9 protein-coding genes and 1 pseudogene are annotated in these 19,977 nt (G+C 53.1%); 4 read left to right on the top strand and 6 right to left on the bottom strand.

What is annotated here, in order from left to right:
* Positions 1–50: 50 nt before the first annotated feature.
* The 3 genes from CRO87_RS11065 to CRO87_RS22555 all read right to left on the bottom strand — a co-directional run bounded on the left by CRO87_RS11065 (position 51) and on the right by CRO87_RS22555 (position 2,331).
* Positions 51–581, bottom strand: a complete 531-nt coding sequence (locus tag CRO87_RS11065) for a CS1 type fimbrial major subunit (protein ID WP_097162997.1) — start codon at positions 579–581, stop codon at positions 51–53.
* 68 nt (positions 582–649) lie between these two features.
* On the bottom strand, positions 650–1,396 hold the full coding sequence (locus CRO87_RS11060) for a hypothetical protein (RefSeq protein WP_097162996.1): 747 nt from the start codon (positions 1,394–1,396) through the stop codon (positions 650–652).
* A gap of 548 nt (positions 1,397–1,944) precedes the next feature.
* Positions 1,945–2,331: a hypothetical protein gene (locus CRO87_RS22555; protein WP_141398691.1), complete on the bottom strand. Its 387-nt coding sequence runs from the start codon at positions 2,329–2,331 to the stop codon at positions 1,945–1,947.
* Between the two features lie 282 nt (positions 2,332–2,613).
* Between CRO87_RS22555 and CRO87_RS11055 the strand changes: the two genes are divergently transcribed.
* Together CRO87_RS11055 and CRO87_RS22890 are read left to right on the top strand one after the other, a co-directional pair.
* On the top strand, positions 2,614–2,808 hold the full coding sequence (locus CRO87_RS11055) for a hypothetical protein (RefSeq protein WP_097162995.1): 195 nt from the start codon (positions 2,614–2,616) through the stop codon (positions 2,806–2,808).
* A gap of 260 nt (positions 2,809–3,068) precedes the next feature.
* A pseudogene (locus CRO87_RS22890) lies at positions 3,069–3,251 on the top strand (hypothetical protein); the annotation flags it as partial.
* Positions 3,252–3,880: 629 nt separating this feature from the next.
* Here the strand turns inward: CRO87_RS22890 and CRO87_RS11040 are convergent.
* The 3 genes from CRO87_RS11040 to CRO87_RS11030 form a co-directional block, all read right to left on the bottom strand.
* The gene (locus tag CRO87_RS11040) at positions 3,881–4,963 is read right to left on the bottom strand and encodes a porin (RefSeq protein ID WP_097162993.1); all 1,083 of its coding nucleotides are present in this window, start codon (positions 4,961–4,963) and stop codon (positions 3,881–3,883) included.
* Positions 4,964–5,012: 49 nt separating this feature from the next.
* On the bottom strand, positions 5,013–6,380 hold the full coding sequence (gene mgtE / locus CRO87_RS11035) for a magnesium transporter (protein WP_097162992.1): 1,368 nt from the start codon (positions 6,378–6,380) through the stop codon (positions 5,013–5,015).
* A gap of 724 nt (positions 6,381–7,104) precedes the next feature.
* Positions 7,105–7,659, bottom strand: coding sequence for a LuxR C-terminal-related transcriptional regulator (locus CRO87_RS11030; RefSeq protein WP_176504299.1), 555 nt, complete (start codon positions 7,657–7,659; stop codon positions 7,105–7,107).
* A gap of 333 nt (positions 7,660–7,992) precedes the next feature.
* Here CRO87_RS11030 and CRO87_RS11025 point away from each other — a divergent pair, with 333 nt between their 5' ends.
* Both CRO87_RS11025 and CRO87_RS11020 read left to right on the top strand, forming a co-directional pair.
* The gene (locus tag CRO87_RS11025; RefSeq protein WP_176504298.1) at positions 7,993–14,469 is read left to right on the top strand and encodes an Ig-like domain-containing protein; all 6,477 of its coding nucleotides are present in this window, start codon (positions 7,993–7,995) and stop codon (positions 14,467–14,469) included.
* Positions 14,470–14,696: 227 nt separating this feature from the next.
* The gene (locus CRO87_RS11020; protein WP_176504297.1) at positions 14,697–19,940 is read left to right on the top strand and encodes an Ig-like domain-containing protein; all 5,244 of its coding nucleotides are present in this window, start codon (positions 14,697–14,699) and stop codon (positions 19,938–19,940) included.
* Positions 19,941–19,977 lie beyond the last annotated feature (37 nt).

Raw genomic sequence — 19,977 nt, 5'->3', positions numbered from 1 at the left:
AACCCTGCATGAAGCAGGGTCCTTTTGCTTTTCAATTATGTATGTGGGACTTACTCTGCTGTGGAAACTACTGGTTCAAAAATCACAGATACCGTACCGGTATATTCCCCTGCATAAGTATCTAACTTAAGTGGGGTATCGTTTTTCATCGAAATCTTAAGGTTGGTACGTCCACCGGTATTGGCATCCGTTTCTGAAACAACCGTTTTCGCCGTAGTGGATACCGCTGTATTATTAAACGTGACGTTTAATGGGATGTTCTGCGAACCGTTGAACAGAAGAGGGCTGTTATCTGTACCTACGCTGGAAGGATCCAGATGAGCCTGAATAGCGCCCGCGGTGTTTTTATACTGGAATGTTTTCTCAATCGGCCTCAGACGATTGGTGGCAATATCAAATTCCATATCCTGCACCTGATCGATCCAGCCTGATTCAACAGGACGAACATGGAACTCATCAGACGGAATGGAAGCCTTGAGTTTAATATCATAACTTTCCGTATCTGCGGCATAGGCCTGACCCATCATCATTGCGAACAGAGTTGCGCCAGCCATCAGAGATTTGGAGAATTTCATTTTCATAACAAGTTCCTTAATTTGCATATAATAACGACATGGGTAAAAAATAACTACAAGGGTAAAAAAGAGAATCAGTAATTTATTGGTCGGCGTTGACTACCTTCCTGCAAAGAAAAACTAATGCTGCCTCCACCCTGTTTTTTAATGGTGTAGGTTTGTCCCGGTAGAACAAAAGCACGAGTAGAGGCGTCGCACTGGTTCATGTTTGTTTTACAAATTTTAATATCTTCAGCAATCACTGTTGCATTGCCCATATTGGCAATCTCAATGCTATTTTTCTGCTGAGTCATTCGAGTATTAAACTTAGGGTTGCTGGGTTGAACAATAACTACGGTGCCATAGCCTGCAAGGACATTCACACCAGCCTGAACCGTTTTATTGCGATAATCTTTAATCTCTTTGTCATCAAGACCAAAGCCATCATTCGTCACCGGAAGGACAGGGGTGTAGCGAACACGGTAATATTGCTCGATATCTCTTTGGCCGGACCAAAGAATACGTGATGTCTGAAAATTATTCGGTGGAATAATCATCCTCATTGGAGTCACTAAAAGACGATCTTTTACCAATTCGGCATCTTTAAGTGTTTTAACCGGCGTCTCACTGTCTTTCACAGTGGGATTAATCTGCATAACATCTACACGCACATATGCGTTAGTATCGCCATTGTTATATACACGCTTAGCCAAACTACGCTGATCGCTATTCAGTACTTCGTACATACTTCCGATACTAATCAGCGGCCCGGCACTAGTCAGAGTTGATGAAAAGAGGCTCATCGCTGCCAGGGTGATGGCCATGTTCTTTGCTATATTCATTGAGTATTAAACTCCTTCGTTAATACCCGTCACCATTTCGGCCGGCATTGTGCTGTTATTCAGAAAAGCTAGAGCATCTGGCTTGCTGATTCGATGGAGTGAATGGTAATGCCTCGCAGCAGGCCTTGAAACCATATATCGTCATGGTGTGTTTTATAGCATTAAACTCTGTAATATAACGTTTATACAGGTTTATAATTCAGATAGACACCAGGTTGTGACAACTGAGGGCTTGGCATCAAGCAGGAAACGGGTCATTGCGTAATGCGGAAAGTGATATGGGTGAGATGCAAGAGTATTGATTTGTCACTCATCCAGCCTGAACCCAGCAAGACTTAGCAGGGCGTGCAGGTATAAATTTTTGGGCGTGTTGAATTGCTGACAAATTTAAGCTGAGCATAACTACCGCTTGGTTTTATCAGAATACTTACAATCTCAACAATAGGCTGCACGGCCCAATAGGAAAACGTTAAATCTACACGATCTGGAGTGTGCAAGCTTTAACCTGTTAGATATTGCTTGTGAAGGTGAGGGGACTGAAATTCCCTTTAAACATTTACACCACGTGGGTTTGCTGGTGATTTTTTTCTCAATGTAAAACCAATCAAAGATTTACACCCACCGCAAACTTGAGAATTTCCCTTTATCAAGTCTAAATCAATATGTTTAGGATCGATGGCTCGAGTCACAAACGTCGCTGAAACTTGGCCATTATCAGTCATGCAACCAAAGTCATCTTTAATTTGGTTCCATTCAGCCAGTGAGATTCTCATCTGAGATGTTGAGCGTTCTGCTGTTTTGGAAGATATTGCAGTGCATATTTCATTTGGTTTAAATGAATCATGAATTTTTAGGCTCAGCCTTGTGCTGATAAATGTGAGGATTGAACCCATGCCAAATTGACTGACAGGATGGGTATCGCAATCTTTATTCATGCCGAGTGAGTCAGCTCTGGCCTGACATCTCAGCAGAAGAAAGGATGCAGACGCCACAATGGCAACAGTAGCGAGAAGTTATTTCATAAACATCTCCTGAAGAAAATCCATCAGGGACTGAAATATCCATGAAGGCCGCAAGACATTTTAATCATTATGGGTACTACGTAGATAAAGACAATGACCAGCCAAGGATGGCCACAGCACGCCATATTATGCCTATGGCATCCTGACAGGGTTCGCCGCGGAATCTTATGAGCGACAATAATCGAGGAAAACGGAATGGCACGAGCAGTGGAACAAAATGAGCATCAGCTTATGCACGCCCGGCGTGAACGAGATGCCTGGCAAAAGAATCGTGGCGGTAGTCATCATTATAAAATGGCGAGCTTGCTGGTATCAGCGCTGGAGAAAGAGCTTTCAGAGGCCATCAGCAACCAGGCCAACGATGCCCACAAAACGGCGGATTCTCCCTGACTTCATATATTGGTGCGCATAATGTATATTATGTTAAATCATATTGATTGTTAACTTGCTTCATGAACCTGGATGGTTTGCATAAAATCATAGGGTTAAGTCCCTCCTTCATCTATCATTTGCTGACATTATGTTTAAGAGCTATTTTCTTCATATCCACGAACTTCTCTGAGGATGTCTCAGATGTATGTACTCGACCAGTTGAGCGTTGCTCCAAACCGGCGACTTTGGACATTAGTTGACAACACTACTCATTAGTAATACTGCAATTTGTATCCGATGATCGTTACACCAGTCAGACTAATTTGACCCGGAAGCCTCGGGAAACAACCGCTTTAAAACAAAAAGACAGGCTGGATGATACGGCCACTGATGGTGAAGATGTACTGATTACCATTAGAGGGTTCCTCAATATCGTGTCATTAATCCAGCGAGTCGAAAACAGTACTGAAAATTTTCGCTACACAGTCACAACAGCCAGGGATTTCAAAGTCTGTCTGGCACAATGGTGCTCAGCCTGTATGGGATGATAGCACCCTCTTCTGCCCAAAAGCATAATCCACTAAACGACAGCGCCATTATGCCTCGCCAGATTTTAATGGGCTCTCCGGTTTTATTCCAGCGAGTAGCAATTGTGCCAACCTCAAGAATGAGCAACGGCCACTTAGCTGATTACTCAAACCATGTTAGTTCGCTACTGTTTGATAGGGGTAGCAATGAGGTTATGGTTGGATTTGGTCATGGGCTGATGTTTAATCAACCGTCAGAAATGCCCATAAGAAGCTCATCTTCTCCTAGTTCATGAACTTATCTGAAATTCATCTGAAGCTTATATTACAATTAGTTATTTAAAACAAGGAGATATAAAGCATTAAATTGATGAACTGGATTCTCGCTCAACATAAGTTAAATAGAGTTGATTCTTCATGAATCTAGATGGTACGCATAAAATCATAGTTAACTCCCCTCCGCATCTTTCATTAAGCTTCCATCTGTATGGATACATTCCATCTGAAGGCCCGCTTCAGGCACCAATCCAGAAGCGGGAAATTTAAAGCATCAAGCACACAGGTCAGAACGTATAGGCCATCCCCACTGCCATAATATTATCAGTGCTTAACCCGAACTCTTTTACCGCATCATCCCCGGTGCGCAGCATATTGACCTTGTAGTCCGCAAAAAGTGTGAAGTTATCGTTGAGATCGTAAAAGAGCGCCAGATCGAGATATTTTACCCGATCAAAGCGTTTGTGCTCTTCCGTATCGGCGACAGATTGTAGCCATGCAATGGACGGACGTAATCCTGAATCAAACTGATATTGAGTGACAACTTCAACGTTACGCGTTTTCGACGCCACTTCCTCGTCAATTGCGGTCATATTGTGCGTTTCACCCCAGGTTGCGGCAAAATACAGTGATGATCCTTCATATTTAAGCAATGTCGCCCAGGCGTCTGCCCTGGATGCCTGATTGGACAGTGTGTTTTTCTGTTCATCCGTTCGGTCAGATCTCACATAAACCGCGCCTACAGAAAGCCCAAAATCGGTTGCATAATTGACGGAAGTTCCCCATCCATGACCATTCTGGCGTTGAGGATCGCCTGGCCTGGTATTCTTCCCCTGGTATTGAACGGCAAAATCGAGTCCTTCAACCATCCACAGACCTTCGAGCGTGCGCAGCGTGACGAGGTTCCCGGCCCGGCCAGCCATGAAATTATCCGTTTCGGTATAAGTATCATTACCAAACACCGGCAGCACGTCGGTTCCCGCTGCTGTGTCATAAAGTAGCCCTTCATTTCTGCCATAATCGACAGATATGCGTGAATCCCATGTTATCCCAGCGAACGCTAATTCTGTTGTCAGCCCGTCATTATCCTCTGCGCCATAGGCATGGATTTTATATTCCACCTCGCCATACCCTGCCAGGCTCTCTGTTAATGGCGTTTCTCCGATCAGCGCAAAGCGGGCAAAGCTGTCATCACCCTCTTCTTCCCTGTCGGAAGTAAACAGGCGCTGACCATTTATCTCTCCCAATAACTCCATCCGTGTATTTTCTCGATGATAAAGCTCTGCGGCATAAAGCTCGTAGGGCGATAATAACAGGGATAAAAATGCAGCAGGCTTTACTGCCCTTCCTTTTTGAATGAAAGCAGACATTGTGATTTCCTTTTTTAATTATGCTGTTATAAATGTGTCGTGGTGATTCTCAGGCAGCCTGAGTCAGCAATTCACCCAAAAAAAGCCAGGCGAAACCGAAATAAATAAAGACCCCCAACAAATCCATAATTGACGTAATGAGCGGCGAAGAAAGTGTTGCCGGATCGGTGCCGATACGCCGGGCGATAAACGGCAGTAGCACGCCGATAACCCCGCCAAAAATGGTGCAAACCAGCATGCTGAGCCCCACCACCATCATCACGTCCACGCCAACGCCTTTGGAGAACTGGGCCAGCACCACTTCGAGTAGCGCGATAACCACCCCAAGCACCAACACCACCGGCAACTCGCGGCGCACTACCAGCCAAACGTAGCGCCACTTCATTTTTACGTCACCAAGTGCCATGGCGCGAATCACCAGAGTTGCTGACTGGCTCCCGGTGTTGCCGCCCATATCGATAACCGGCGCGAGGAACGCGGCCAGAATCACCACTTCAGAGAGGATCTCTTCCTGCGCCGCCACAAAGTTACTGGTAACCACGCCGAAAACGGTCAGCAAGGCCAGCCAGAACACACGAACCTTGAACATTTTGCTGAACGATGAAGAGAGGATATCGAGATCGCCGTTGCCGCCAAAACGCACCAGCTTGCGGGTATCTTCTTCCCTTTCGATATCCATCGCGTCGTCAACGGTGACGATGCCAACCATCTCCTGCTTGCCATTAATCACCGGTAGCGCCAGCAGATCGTAATGGTGGATTAGCTCTGCAGCCTGCTCTCGCGGCCAGCTGAGTTCGGCGAAAAACGGTACAGGACGCATGATGTCCTGCACGGTTTGCTGTTCAGGTGCCAGCACCAGTTCACGCAGAGAGAGCGTGCCGATCAGGCGTTGCAAAGTATCGAGCACATAAATGACGTAGATCGTTTCTTTCTCTGAGGCCGTGGTGCGAATGTGTTGCAGGGCATCCGTTACGCACATATCGCTGGCGAGCGCCACGAAATCAGAAGTCATCTCAGCGCCCACGGTGCCTTCCGGGTAGGAGGACATCCGCAACATGTCTTCGCGCTCCGTCTGCCCAAGCGTCGGCAGCAGAGCCTGGCGACTCTGCTCGTTCATGCGTTTGTACACATCCGCCCTTTCATCGGAAGCCATGTGTTCAAACAGTGTCGCCATCACGTCACGCGACATCGCCTGCAACAGCAGATCCTGGCGTTCAGCGGGTAAATGCGTAAAGACGTTGGCGCGGCTATGGGGATCGAGTTGACCTAATAGCGACAAGATAATACTGGCGCTGAGTTCACTCAGTATTTCGGCTAAGTCGGTGGGATGGAGTTTTTTGATGATGCTGGAAACGCCTTGCAGTTCTGATGGGTGTTTGGCGTTGCGAAGTTGCGCAATAACTTTTGCTTTATTCATTTCTTTCCCTAATCCCCTGTGGTTGGGGAGGAACACTTCTGTTCTTATTCAACCGACGAGCAGAAATCCGACGGTAATCGACGTCGTCATTCTCTCCTGTAAAGAAAGGCCGGCAGCTTATAACCATAATAATCATTGGTCGGATAGACGTTAAAACACTCGGGGTCCATGAAATCCTCATTCCTGTTATTGATGCCCTCACTGCTGTGCGGGTTATAGCGTCAGAAAACAACTATTTCTGAACTCGGACATCACGCTAACAGAACGAATCTGAATGAAAGATAAACGAGTCCGGCCGTTATAAATAATATTTTCTGGATTTATCGTTGCCAGGCTAGACCAATTCTCTGGCATTAACAAATCACGGGAAAAATCTGATCGCGCCTGAATGACAACACCGATGATGACCCCCCCTACTTTGAGTGTTGTTATTTAGCGGCGAAATCAGCCATTTGCATCTTCCTGATGAATGGTTGGAAGTGAAATGCTATATTGACAAATAAATTGAGTGGCAATAATAATGATTGTAGCGCTACTGATTGAATGGCATTAATTATTCTGCATTTCAGGATATTTCCCGCTTATTAAGCCATGCTATTTACACTATTACTGTGTATATTAAACGGGCAGTGTAAGCATACACCACTGCATCAGAGTCCGAATAATAAGCAATGTGTTTTTCATGCTGCCGTCATCGCTGACGGCTTTTTTTTATTACACGTTTTTACAGCTCGCTGTTAAACGAATGGCTGTAGGGCACAATCTCCCAGACTTTATCAATGCCCAGTTTTCGGCAGGCACTTTTACGGTTGTGATAGATGGTTTTCTCTTTGATTCCGCTCTCTTTGGCGATGTCCTGCACGCTGAGCCCCTTCATCGACTCCAGCAGAACATACCTCTCCTTGATGCTCAGGTGTGTTCGACAGAACAAAGGCTGATTTTTTTCCACCAGGATTTTTAATAACCCGGTGCGGAAATTCGCCAGCGATAGCCTGGAATTAAGCACCCAGGACGAAGGATATAACATCCGGAAATTGACCTCTTTGAATTTATCACTATTCAAAAAGACAATTTTTAAGTCATGCGAATAGCGCGAAGCCATTTGCAGAATGGAGTTAAAAGCAAGATGGGGATCAATCATTAATACATCCCCTTCCATCATGCTTTCGGCAGCACAACGGTCATATTCATCCACCGTTACGGTTTCAACCAGCAGTGGGTACAAAGCAGCGTTTACACCCTGCTTCAGGAAAATATTCTCAGTAAAGAGATAAATCATAGACAGCCTCATAGCAGCAGGTACAGCGGAATCTTTGCGAGGGGCCGTTTATATCTGGTTTTTCGCTCTAAATTAAGTCGCTCTAAAGGTTTTCGTACGCGACTGTCAGGAGACCTTAAGAATTCATACCAATCAGAAAGACATTTCCCTGGCCAAACTGTTCAATAGCGACTCTCGGGAATGACTCATTTGCGTTGTGTCTCAACGCCTCCCAGGACTCTGTTTAGTAAGACTAAACATTTTATTTTGATTGTTACATTTACGTTGATTGCAACGGCAGCATGTAGCGGTTGTTCTGTTAGATATTGAATTAAGTAGGAATCCTATATGGTTATGCGCCCAACGACCCTTATTCTGATGGATGGGAAAAACATTCGCCAGGAAGTGTCTTTAACAGCTAAACACTCTGGTTCGCCGAAGAAGATTAAAGCTATCGAGAATGGTAAGTTTATTCTGGCGGATAAAGAAACCGGTTTTGGCCCGGAAAACATTACGGTCAAACGCGTCGGTAAAGATCTGCATATCTGCCTCGAAGGCGATTCGCTGGATAATCCCACGGTTATTATCGAAGATTATTTCCAGCAGAATGCGCAACTGATTGGCCTGGCTGAAAACGGGACTTATTACCCGTATATTTCCTCTGAGGGTGAAAACAGCACCGCTCTGGCGGCCATGCTGGAAGACGGCGAAACCTCCCCGCTGGTGCTCGGCGGTGAAGAAGAGTCCAACCACTACTTATTTCCACTGTTTGCCGCGCTGGGGATTTTTGGCGCAGGCTTCGGTACCCTCGCCGCACTGGCGATGAAAAATCATTCCGATAAAAAAGACAATAGCGATTCTGCGCCGTCAGAATCACCTGATTCCTCTGCTCCTGCGGCTACTGTTGTTACGCCAAAATTAGGTCTGGTTATCGATAACCAGGGTTCCGTGCAGGGCGCCATCGCCAACGGCACTGCAACCGACGACAACACCCCAACCTTCTCCGGTAATGGCGGCACTCCAGGTAACACCGTTATTATTTATGACAATGGCAAAGCCATTGGCGAAACCGTCGTGGGTAAAGATGGCCGTTGGTCATTTACGCCAGAGAAGCCGCTGGCCGACGGTTCTCACAGCATTACACTGGTAGAAAAGGCTGCCGATGGCACCACCAGTTCCCCTTCCGGCTCCTTTGAATTCACCGTGGATACCGTAGCACCTGCTGTGCCTACTATTTCCGGGATCTATGACGATGCGGGAAGCGAAACCGGCTGGCTGAAATCTGGCGATCGCACCGACGACTTCCAGCCCACGCTGCAAGGCCGCGCGGAGCCAGGCACCAAAATTGAAATTTTCGACAACGGCAAGAAAATTGGCGAAGCACAAACCAATGCCAAAGGCGAATGGTCCTTCACCCCTTCTGCTGAATTAAACGAAGGCACCCACAGCTTCACCGTGCGCGCAACCGACACCGCCGGTAACATTTCTGCGCCTTCCAAACCCTGGGATATCACGATCGGTGCCGCGGAAATTCAGCAGCCCCTCGACCCAAATGAAGATGAGCGCGTTTCAGGCCCAATCGACGAAATCATCGACAACGAAGGCCCGGTTAAAGGCCCTATCGGCAACGGCGGCACCACTGACGACACCACCCCCACCCTGAACGGGAAAGGTGAGCCAGGCGACACGGTCATTATCACCGACGGCGGCGAGCCGATCGGCGAAGTGGTTGTTGGTGACGACGGCACCTGGACCTTCACCCCGGAAGAAGAACTGGGCGAAGGTGAGCACGACATCAGCGTTATTATCAAAGATAAAGATGGCAACGAAAGCGACCCGTCCGATCCGTGGGTTGTGATTGTCGACACCACTGCGCCAGATGCACCGGTTATCGGCAACGTCATTGATGACGTGGGCGCAGTTCAGGGCAATCTGAACAGCGGCGATATCACCGACGACGTTCAGCCAACGCTGAAAGGCACCGCTGAGCCAGGCTCTGTGGTCACCATTTACGACGGCAGCAACGAACTTGGCAAAGCTATCACCGACAAAGACGGTAACTGGACGTTCACCCCAGAAGCGCCGCTGGTCGAAGGTTCTCACAGCCTGACCACCACCGCCACCGACGCCGCGGGCAACACCTCTGCGCCATCCGCGCCGTGGGAACTGGTTATCGACACCACGGCACCAGATCAGCCAGGTATTGACGGCGACGGCCCAGGTCTTGGCGACGTCACTGACAACAAAGGTCCGATCATCGGCTCCGTTGAGAACGGCGGCACCACCGATGACAACACCCCAACCTTCAGCGGTAAGGGCGAACCGGGCGACACCGTGATCGTCACCGACGGCGGCGAGCCGATTGGCGAAGTCATTGTCGACGAAAACGGCGAGTGGGAGTTCACCCCGGAAGAGCCAGGTCTGGTGGATGGCGAGCACGAAATCAGCGTCATTATCCAGGATCCGGCGGGCAACCAGTCCAAACCGTCCGACCCGTGGATCGTGATTGTCGATGCCACCGCGCCAGACGCACCGGTTATCGGCAGTATCTCTGACGACGTGGGAGCTAAGCAGGGCAATCTGATCAATGGTGAAAGCACCGACGACACTCAGCCAGAGCTGAAAGGCACCGCAGAGCCAGGTTCCGTGGTCGCGATTTATGACGGCAGCACCAAACTTGGTGAAACCACCGCAGACAAAGACGGTAACTGGACGTTCACGCCAGATGCGCCGCTGGCTGAAGGCCCACACAGCCTGACCACCACCGCCACCGACGCGGCGGGCAACACCTCGGCACCTTCTGCACCGTGGGAACTGGTTATCGACACCACTGCCCCGGCTCAGCCAGGTATTGACGGCGACGGCCCAGGTCTTGGCGACGTCACTGACAACAAAGGTCCGATCACCGGCTCCGTTGAGAACGGCGGTACCACCGATGACAACACCCCAACCTTCAGCGGTAAGGGTGAACCGGGCGACACCGTGATCGTCACCGACGGCGGTGAGCCGATTGGCGAAGTCATTGTCGACGAAAACGGCGACTGGGAATTCACCCCGGAAGAGCCTGGTCTTGCTGATGGCGAGCATGAAATCAGCGTCATTATCCAGGATCCGGCAGGCAACCAGTCTGAGCCGTCTGACCCGTGGATCGTGATTGTTGACGCCACTGCGCCAAATGCGCCGGTTATCGGCAGTATCTCTGACGACGTAGGTGCGAAACAGGGTTCCCTGATTAACGGTGAAACCACCGACGACACCCAGCCAGAGCTGAAAGGCACGGCGGAGCCAGGTTCAGTGGTCGCAATTTATGACGGCAGCACCAAACTCGGCGAAACCACCGCAGACAAAGACGGTAGCTGGACGTTCACCCCAGAAACGCCGCTGGCTGAAGGCCCACACAGCCTGACTGTCACCGCGACGGATGCCGTGGGTAATACCTCTGCGCCATCTGCGCCGTGGGAACTGGTTATCGACACCACTGCCCCAGGTCAGCCTGGTATTGATGGTGACGGCCCAGGTCTTGGTGACGTCACTGACAACAAAGGTCCGATCACTGGTTCCGTTGAGAACGGCGGCACCACCGACGACAACACCCCAACCTTCAGCGGCAAGGGTGAGCCAGGCGACACGGTCATTATCACCGACGGCGGCGAGCCAATTGGCGAAGTCACCATCGATGAAAACGGCGACTGGGAATTCACCCCGGAAGAGCCTGGTCTTGCTGATGGCGAGCATGAAATCAGCGTGATTATCCAGGATCCAGCGGGCAATCAGTCCGAGCCATCCGATCCGTGGATTGTGAATGTCGACACCATCGCGCCAGACGCGCCAGTAATCAGCGTGGTTATCGATGATGTGGGCGCTGAAACAGGCAATCTGAATAACGGTGACCATACTGACGACACGCAGCCGACGTTGAAAGGCACCGCGGAAGCCGATTCTGTGATCACGATTTACGACGGCAGCAACCTGCTTGGCAAAACTACCGCCGACAAAGACGGTAACTGGGAGTTCACGCCGACTACTCCTCTGAACGGCGGCGAACATAGCCTGACCGTGACTGCGACCGATGCGGCGGGTAACACCTCCGCGCCGTCTGCGCCGTGGACGCTCGATATCACAGACACCACTGCGCCAGACGCACCGGTTATCGGCAGCATCGCAGATGACGTTGGCGTTAAACAAGGCGACCTGACTAACGGTGAAACCACTGATGACGCTCAGCCGACGCTGAAAGGCACCGCGGAGCCAGGTTCTGTGGTAGCAATTTTCGACGGCGAAACTAAACTCGGCGAAGCCCTGACCAACGAAGACGGTGAGTGGCAATTCACCCCGGAAGCACCGCTGGCTGAAGGCCCGCACAGCCTGACCACCACCGCGACCGATGCGGCGGGTAACACCTCTGCGCCTTCCGCGCCGTGGGAACTGGTTATCGACACCACGGCCCCGGGTCAGCCAGGCATTGACGGCGACGGCCCAGGTCTTGGCGACGTTACCGACAACAAAGGCCCGATCACCGGCTCCGTAGAGAACGGTGGCACCACCGACGACAACACCCCGACCTTCAGCGGCAAGGGTGAGCCAGGCGACACCGTGATCATCACCGATGGCGGCGAACCGATTGGCGAAGTCATCATCGACGAAAACGGCGAGTGGGAGTTCACCCCGGAAGAGCCAGGCCTGGGTGATGGCGAGCACGAAATCAGCGTCATTATCCAGGATCCGGCGGGCAATCAGTCTGAGCCATCTGACCCGTGGATCGTGATTGTTGATGCCACTGCGCCAGACGCACCGGTTATCGGCAGCATCGCAGATGATGTTGGCGTCAAACAAGGCGACCTGACTAACGGTGAAACCACCGACGATACCCAGCCAGAGCTGAAAGGCACGGCGGAGCCAGGTTCAGTGGTCGCAATTTACGACGGCAGCACCAAACTCGGCGAAACCACCGCAGACAAAGACGGTAACTGGACGTTCACGCCAGAAACGCCGCTGGCTGAAGGCCCACACAGCCTGACTGTCACCGCGACGGATGCCGTGGGTAATACCTCTGCGCCATCTGCACCGTGGGAACTGGTTATCGACACCACTGCCCCGGCTCAGCCTGGCATTGACGGCGACGGCCCAGGTCTAGGCGACGTTACCGACGACAAAGGTCCGATCACCGGCTCTGTGGAAAACGGCGGCACGACCGATGACAACACCCCAACCTTCAGCGGTAAGGGTGAGCCAGGCGACACCGTGATCGTCACAGACGGTGGCCAACCGATTGGCGAAGTCATCATCGATGAAAACGGCGACTGGGAATTCACCCCGGAAGAACCGGGTCTGGATGACGGCGAGCACGAAATCAGCGTCATTATCCAGGATCCGGCAGGCAATCAGTCTGAGCCGTCCGACCCGTGGATTGTGAATGTCGACACCACCGCGCCAGACGCGCCGACGATTGACAGCATCTATGACGATGTCGGCAGCAAGCAAGGTGAGCTGGAACCAGGTGATTACACCGACGACCGTCAGCCTGTGTTAACTGGCCGTGCTGAAGCAGGTTCAACCGTGAAGATCTTCGACAAAGGCAGCGAAATCGGAAGCGTTCAGGCACAAGCCGATGGCAGCTGGACCTTCGAAGTGCCAACCGAGCTGATTGATGGGGCACATAACTTTAGCGCCGTGGCGGTAGACAAAGCGGGCAATCAGTCCGAGCCATCCGAAGCGTTCGACATCAACGTCTCCGAAGGTGATATCCCGACGCAGGTCGTGCGTCTTTCCCATATGGGCAAAGACTCCGGTCACGACGGTCAGGACTTTGTTACCGACAACGGCGGCTTCGGACGTCTGATGCACGGCACGCTCAGCGCACAGCTGAGCGCCGGTGAAGAGCTGCAAATCTCTGTTGATGGTGGTCAAACCTGGCAAAAAGCGATGGTCGACGGCACCCAATGGGCCGCGCAGGACCTGAACATGCATACCGCAAACTGGAGCATCCAGGCTCGCGTCTTTGATACCTCAACCGGCAAATCCGGCGTGGTCATGGAACAGGCGGTCACGCTGGATACCACTGCGGCCAATGCTCCTGGTTCAGTGCGTCTTGATGGCACTAACCTGGTGGTTGAATTTAACCCGAACGGCATTGCGGCGGGCGACCGTATCAGCGTAGTGACGGACAACGGAGCGCATCGCTTCGAGCACACCCTGACGGCGGAAGACGTGGCGGCGGGCTCCGTGACGCTGGATGTCGGTGCGGCCACCACCGCAAGTGCGGCGCTGGTAGACCAGGCAGGCAACCTGTCTAACTTCACCACCACCTCCGGCCTGACGCCGGGCGTCAACATGAACGTGACGGGCGATGTCTCTGAGGTTTATGGCCAGAACCGCGACAACATCTTCTCTGTCTCCGATGTGAGCCAGCTGGATAACGTCAAGGTGATTGAAGGCAACAACGGCATCGATACGCTGAAGCTGACCGGCGCCGACCAGGTGCTGGATCTCTCCGGCTGGCAGGGACGTCTGAGCTCGGTTGAGATCATCGACATCACCGGCTCTGGCGACAACACGCTGAAGATCTCATTAGGCGATGTGCTGGACCAGGGCTACAAGAACGCTTTCAGCGCCGCTGACGAAACCGAAATTGGCAATGTTCAGTTGGCCGTTAAAGGCAACAAGGGCGACGTGGTGGTCCTCAGCGACCTGCTGCCAAACGGTATGGACGTCGGCCATTGGGAAAACCTCGGCGAAGTGACCGCCGCAGGCATCAAATATGACCTCTACCAGCACTCAGGTATGAATGCTGACATTCTGATTCAACAGGACGTTGATGTGCAGTTCCATTAATTCTTAATACCCGGAATTAAAGGAACGCTTTACCAAAGCGAGCCGAATTGGCGGCTCGCTTTCTCTTAAATAATACTTTGGATAATTAAAGAATGAATTTCTCTTATTTAAACGATAGAGATGAATTATTTTTCCTTCCAGTAGAAGAAGCCGCTGAGCCGTATTTTACTGTGCAGGCAATGCCGGGCTCTCGTTATATTATTTCTGATAACAGCGATACGGATATTATGAGCCAGGTTTCCCCTGAGCGTCAGGATAACGATCTGCACATCACCCTTTCATCTGCTTCTGCCACTCCGTCAGTGGTCGTGATTAAAGATTTTTACCAACACAATGGTAAAGTTTTTACTCTCAATGAAAAAGGCGACTATCAGCAGCATCTGAGCGCTGAACAGAATCCTCCGCAGGGCCTGGTTGCGCTGGCGTCCCAGCCGGTCAGCACGGTTGAAGCGCAGCCTGACGTCGCATCGCTGAAAGTGCTTCAGCGCGTGGAAATTGTGCAGTCGCTGGAAAAAACAGCCGCCTCCCTGGACAATGAAAGCAGTCACGCCGCGGCACAGCCGCAGCTGCAGTTAACCGCGCTGGAAGAACCCACTTCCTTCGTGAAGCCTGCGATCACCAAAATGACTGACGACGTCGGTACCGAACAGCCGCTGTTCAATGGCAACGTCACCGACGATAAAGAGCCACTGATCGAAGGTGTCGGCGAGCCAGGCGCCACGCTGGAGTTTTTCCTCAACGGTGAGCTGATTGGCTATACCGAAGTCAGCCAGGCGGGCACATGGCAGTTTAGCTTTGACATCCCTCTGGAAGAAGGCGGTCAGCTGTTCCAGGTTCGCGATCAGGCCACCGGTCTGAAGTCCGGTAACGTCGTGTTGATCATCGACACCGTTGCGCCTGCGCGTGCAGCCCTGTCTTCCGTAAGCGCCGACAACAGCGGTGCAGCGGTCGCGCTCGGTCAGAATGACTATACCAGCGACAACACCCCAACCTTCTCCGGCAGAGCGGAAGCCAACAGCATGGTCGCGATTTACAACGACAAAACGCTGATCGGCACCACCTATGCCAGACCTGACGGCTCCTGGACCTTCACCCCGCCTTACGGCCTGCCGGACGGCGTCTACGCGGCACGTGCCGTAGCTATCGACTTCTCAGGTAACACAGGGCTGTCTTCGACGAAATTTAATTTCATCATCGACACCGTACCGCCGGCGCAGCCGCAAATTGTCGAAATTATCGATAATGAAGGCGCGATTACCGGGCCTGTGGCTAACGGTGCTGGCACCGACGACACTACGCCAACTCTGAAGGGCCGTGCCGAGCCGGGCACCGTTGTTTCGGTCTTCGACAACGGCGTAAAAATCGCTGAAGTGAAGGCTAACGCTTCCGGCGACTGGATATTTGAACCAGCCACCGACATGTTACTTGGCCCGCACACCTTTACCGCCATCGCCAAAGATCCGGCGGGGAACGTCTCTGCGGAGTCTCTGCCGTGGACCATCACTATCGCTACCGGCGTGCCTGATGCGCCAGTGGTTGATGCAGTGTATGACGATCGCGGTGAAACCGCCCTGTCCTTAGAGTCTGGTGAAACCACCGCAGACAATACGCCTGTGATTAAAGGCACCGCTGAAGCGGACTCCGTGGTCATCATTTATGACAAAGGTGAAGAAATCGCTCGCGTAAACAGCGACGACGAAGGCAACTGGAGCTTCACGCCAGAAGCCTTAGTCGACGGTGAACACAGCTTCACGTTCGTGACTCAAAACCCGGCAGGCACGCAGTCCGAAGAGTCTGCGCCATGGGTTGTGGTTGTTGACGCAACTGCGCCAAACGCACCGGTTATCGGCAGCCTCGCGGATGACGTCGGCGTTAAGCAAGGTGACCTGGCTAACGGCGCTAGCACCGACGATACCCAGCCAGAGCTGAAAGGCACCGCGGAAGCCGGTTCAGTGGTCAGCATTTACGACGGCAGCACTAAACTCGGCGAAGCCATTGTCGGCGAAGACGGCACCTGGACATTCACGCCAGCAGAAGCTCTGGGCGAAGGCTCACACAGCCTGACCACCACTGCGACAGATGCCGCGGGCAACACCTCTGCGCCTTCTGCGCCGTGGGTGGTTGTTATCGACGTGACCGCACCAGACCAGCCAGGCATTGACGGCGAAGGCCCGGGCCTCAGCGGCGTCACCGACAACAAAGAGCCTACCACTGGCGAAATTGCCAACGGCGGCACCACTGACGACAGCAAACCGACCTTCAACGGTACCGGCACGCCGGGCGACACCGTGATCATCACCGACGGCGGTGAGCCGATTGGTGAAGTCATTATCGACGAGAACGGCGACTGGACGTTTACGCCGGATGAAGAGCTGGGCGACGGTGAACACGAAATCAGCGTGATTATCCAGGATCAGGCGGGCAACCAGTCTGACCCTTCCGACCCGTGGATTGTGATTGTCGATGCCACCGCGCCAGACGCACCGGTTATCGGTAGCCTCGCTGATGATGTCGGCGTGAAAAAAGGTGACCTGATTAACGGCGAAACCACCGACGACACTCAGCCAGAGCTGAAAGGCACGGCGGAAGCCGGTTCTGTGGTCAGCATTTACGACGGCGAAACCAAACTCGGCGAAGCCATTGTCGCTGAAGACGGCACCTGGACATTCACGCCAGCAGAACCGCTGGGCGAAGGCTCCCACAGCCTGACCGCCACTGCGACTGATGCCGTAGGCAACACCTCTGCGCCTTCTGCGCCGTGGGTCGTGGTTATCGACGTGACCGCACCAGACCAGCCAGCTATTGACGGCGAAGGCCCGGGGATCAGCGGCGTGACCGATAACAAAGAGCCAACCGTTGGTGCCATTGAAAACGGCGGCAACACCAATGACAGCAAGCCGACCTTCAACGGTACCGGCAAGCCAGGCGACACCATCATCATCACCGATGGCGACACGCCGATTGGCGAAGTTCCGGTTAATGGAGACGGCACCTGGGAGTTCACCCCAACCACCGATCTTGGTGACGGTGAGCATGAAATCAGCGTGATCATTCAGGATCCGGCGGGTAATCAGTCAGCCCCTTCCGACCCGTGGATTGTGATTGTCGACACCATCGCACCAGACGCGCCGGTTATCGGCAGCCTCGCTGATGATGTGGGCGTGAAACAAGGCGACCTGGCTAACGGCGCTATCACCGACGACACCCAGCCAGAGCTGAAAGGCACGGCGGAAGCCGGTTCTGTGGTCGCGATTTACGACGGCGAAACCAAACTGGGTGAAGCGATTGCAAACAAAGCCGGCATCTGGACATTCACGCCAGCAGAGCCGCTGGCCGAAGGCCCACATAGCCTGACCACCACCGCGACGGACGCCGTGGGCAACACCTCTGCGCCATCTGCACCGTGGGTGGTGGTTATCGACGTGACTGCACCAGACCAGCCAGCTGTTGACGGCGAAGGCCCTGGGATCAGCGGCGTGACCGACAACGAAGGTCCGTTCACCGGCCCAATCGAAAACGGTGGCACCACTGACGACAAGAAACCGACCTTCAACGGTACAGGTAAACCGGGTGACACTATTGTCATCACCGATGGCGGCGAGCCGATTGGCGAAGCGCCGGTTAAAGAAGACGGCACCTGGGATTTCACCCCAACCGAAGATCTTGGCGACGGCGAGCATCAAATCAGCGTCATTATTCAGGATCCGGCGGGCAACCAGTCTGCCCCTTCCGACCCGTGGATTGTGAACGTTGATGCCACTGCGCCAGACGCCCCGGTTATCAGCTCTCTCGTCGATGGCGTGGGCGTGAAACAGGGTGACCTGACTAACGGCGAAAGCACTGACGACCTGCGTCCGACGCTGAAAGGCACGGCGGAAGCCAACTCTGTGGTGAGCATTTACGACGGCGAAACGAAACTCGGCGAGGCCATCGCGAATGAAAACGGCGAGTGGAGCTTCCAGCCAGAAGCTGAGCTGGACAGCGGCCCACACAGCTTTAGCGCCACCGCTCAGGATAAAGCGGGCAATACATCCGGGTCCTCTGAGGCCTGGAACACCAACATCGTGGTGGAACTGCCTGATGCACCGGTGATTACGGGCGTTGAGGACAATGTGGGCTCGCTGCAGGGCGCACTGAAGTCCGGGGATCTGACCGACGATCGTCGTCCGGAGATCAAAGGTGAAAGCCAACCAAATGCCACCGTCATTATATATGACCGAGGCGTAGAAATTGGCCGCACTCAGGCAAACACCGACGGCAAATGGAGCATGACGCCAGCAGCCGATCTGAACGATGGCGTGTACGAGTTCACCGCCGTGGTGCAGGACGACGCGGGCAACACCAGCCCTACTTCCGAAGCCTTTGAGGTGATTATCTTCAGCGGTGAAGGCCCAACGCAGATCGCTCGTCTCGGCCATATGGGTAAAGACTCCGGCACCGACGGGAATGACTTTGTTACCGACAGCGGCGACGCGGGCCGCCTGATGTACGGCACGCTCAGCGCTGAACTGACCGCAGGGCAAAAACTGCAAGTCTCCGTTGACGGCGGCCGTACCTGGTCTGAAGCGATGGTAGACGGCCAGAAATGGGCCGCACAGGACATGAGCGAACACTTTGCGAGCTGGAATGTGCTGACCCGCGTGGTGGATGGCGCCAACAGTGGCTTCGTGATGCAACAAGCTGTCACGCTGGATACTTCAGCGCCTCGCGTCCCTGCTGCGGTGCACCTGAACGGTACCAGCGTGGTGGTGGACTTCGCGCAGTCAGGCCTGGCTGCGGGCGATCGTATCAGCGTCGTCACTGACGGCGGTGCGCATCGCTTCGAACATATCCTGACCGCAGAAGAGATTTCGGCGGGCTCCGCAAGCGTTGAAGTCGGGGCTGCCAGCACGGCAAGCGCCGCGATTATCGACCAGGCCGGGAATCAGTCGAACTATGTTGCCACTTCTGGCCTGACGCCGGGCGTCAATATGCAGGTGAACGGCGATGTGACGGAACTGTATGGTCAGGGCCGCGATAATGTCTTCTCGGTGGCGGATGTCAGCGCACTGGACAACGTGAAGCTCATTGAGGGCAACGGCGGTATCGACACCCTGAAACTGACCGGGGCCAATCAGGTGCTGGATCTCTCCGCCTGGCAGGGTCGCCTGAGCTCCATCGAAGCCATCGATATCACGGGGTCCGGCAACAACACCCTCAAGATTTCTCTGGGTGATGTGCTCGACCAGGGCCATACCAGCGCGTTTATTTCGGCTGGCGAAGGGGAAATTGCCACCGTCCAGATGGCCGTTAAAGGGAACGCGGGCGACGTGGTGGTGCTGAGCGACCTGCTGCCAAACGGGATGCAGGCCGGTGAGTGGGACAACCTGGGCGAAGTGACCGCCGCCGGGGTGGCCTACGACGTCTACCGCAACGAAGGGCTGAACGCAGACCTGCTTATCCAGGTTGGCGTGACGGTTGATTACCACTAAGTAAGGCTCAGAGGCCCGCACGGCGGGCCTCTGAATC

Source organism: Enterobacter sp. CC120223-11, assembly GCF_900215375.1.
Lineage (GTDB): Bacteria > Pseudomonadota > Gammaproteobacteria > Enterobacterales > Enterobacteriaceae > Scandinavium.
This window is presented reverse-complemented; position numbering and strand designations above follow the sequence as displayed.

What these genes read in the sequence shown, in the direction of transcription:
- CRO87_RS11065 (WP_097162997.1), bottom strand. Translation starts at nt 581, where the DNA reads ATGAAAATGAAATTCTCCAAATCTCTGATGGCTGGCGCAACTCTGTTC.
- CRO87_RS11060 (WP_097162996.1), bottom strand. Translation starts at nt 1,396, where the DNA reads ATGAATATAGCAAAGAACATGGCCATCACCCTGGCAGCGATGAGCCTC.
- CRO87_RS22555 (WP_141398691.1), bottom strand. Translation starts at nt 2,331, where the DNA reads ATGAATAAAGATTGCGATACCCATCCTGTCAGTCAATTTGGCATGGGT.
- CRO87_RS11055 (WP_097162995.1), top strand. Translation starts at nt 2,614, where the DNA reads ATGGCACGAGCAGTGGAACAAAATGAGCATCAGCTTATGCACGCCCGG.
- CRO87_RS11040 (WP_097162993.1), bottom strand. Translation starts at nt 4,963, where the DNA reads ATGTCTGCTTTCATTCAAAAAGGAAGGGCAGTAAAGCCTGCTGCATTT.
- mgtE (WP_097162992.1), bottom strand. Translation starts at nt 6,380, where the DNA reads ATGAATAAAGCAAAAGTTATTGCGCAACTTCGCAACGCCAAACACCCA.
- CRO87_RS11030 (WP_176504299.1), bottom strand. Translation starts at nt 7,659, where the DNA reads ATGATTTATCTCTTTACTGAGAATATTTTCCTGAAGCAGGGTGTAAAC.
- CRO87_RS11025 (WP_176504298.1), top strand. Translation starts at nt 7,993, where the DNA reads ATGCGCCCAACGACCCTTATTCTGATGGATGGGAAAAACATTCGCCAG.
- CRO87_RS11020 (WP_176504297.1), top strand. Translation starts at nt 14,697, where the DNA reads ATGAGCCAGGTTTCCCCTGAGCGTCAGGATAACGATCTGCACATCACC.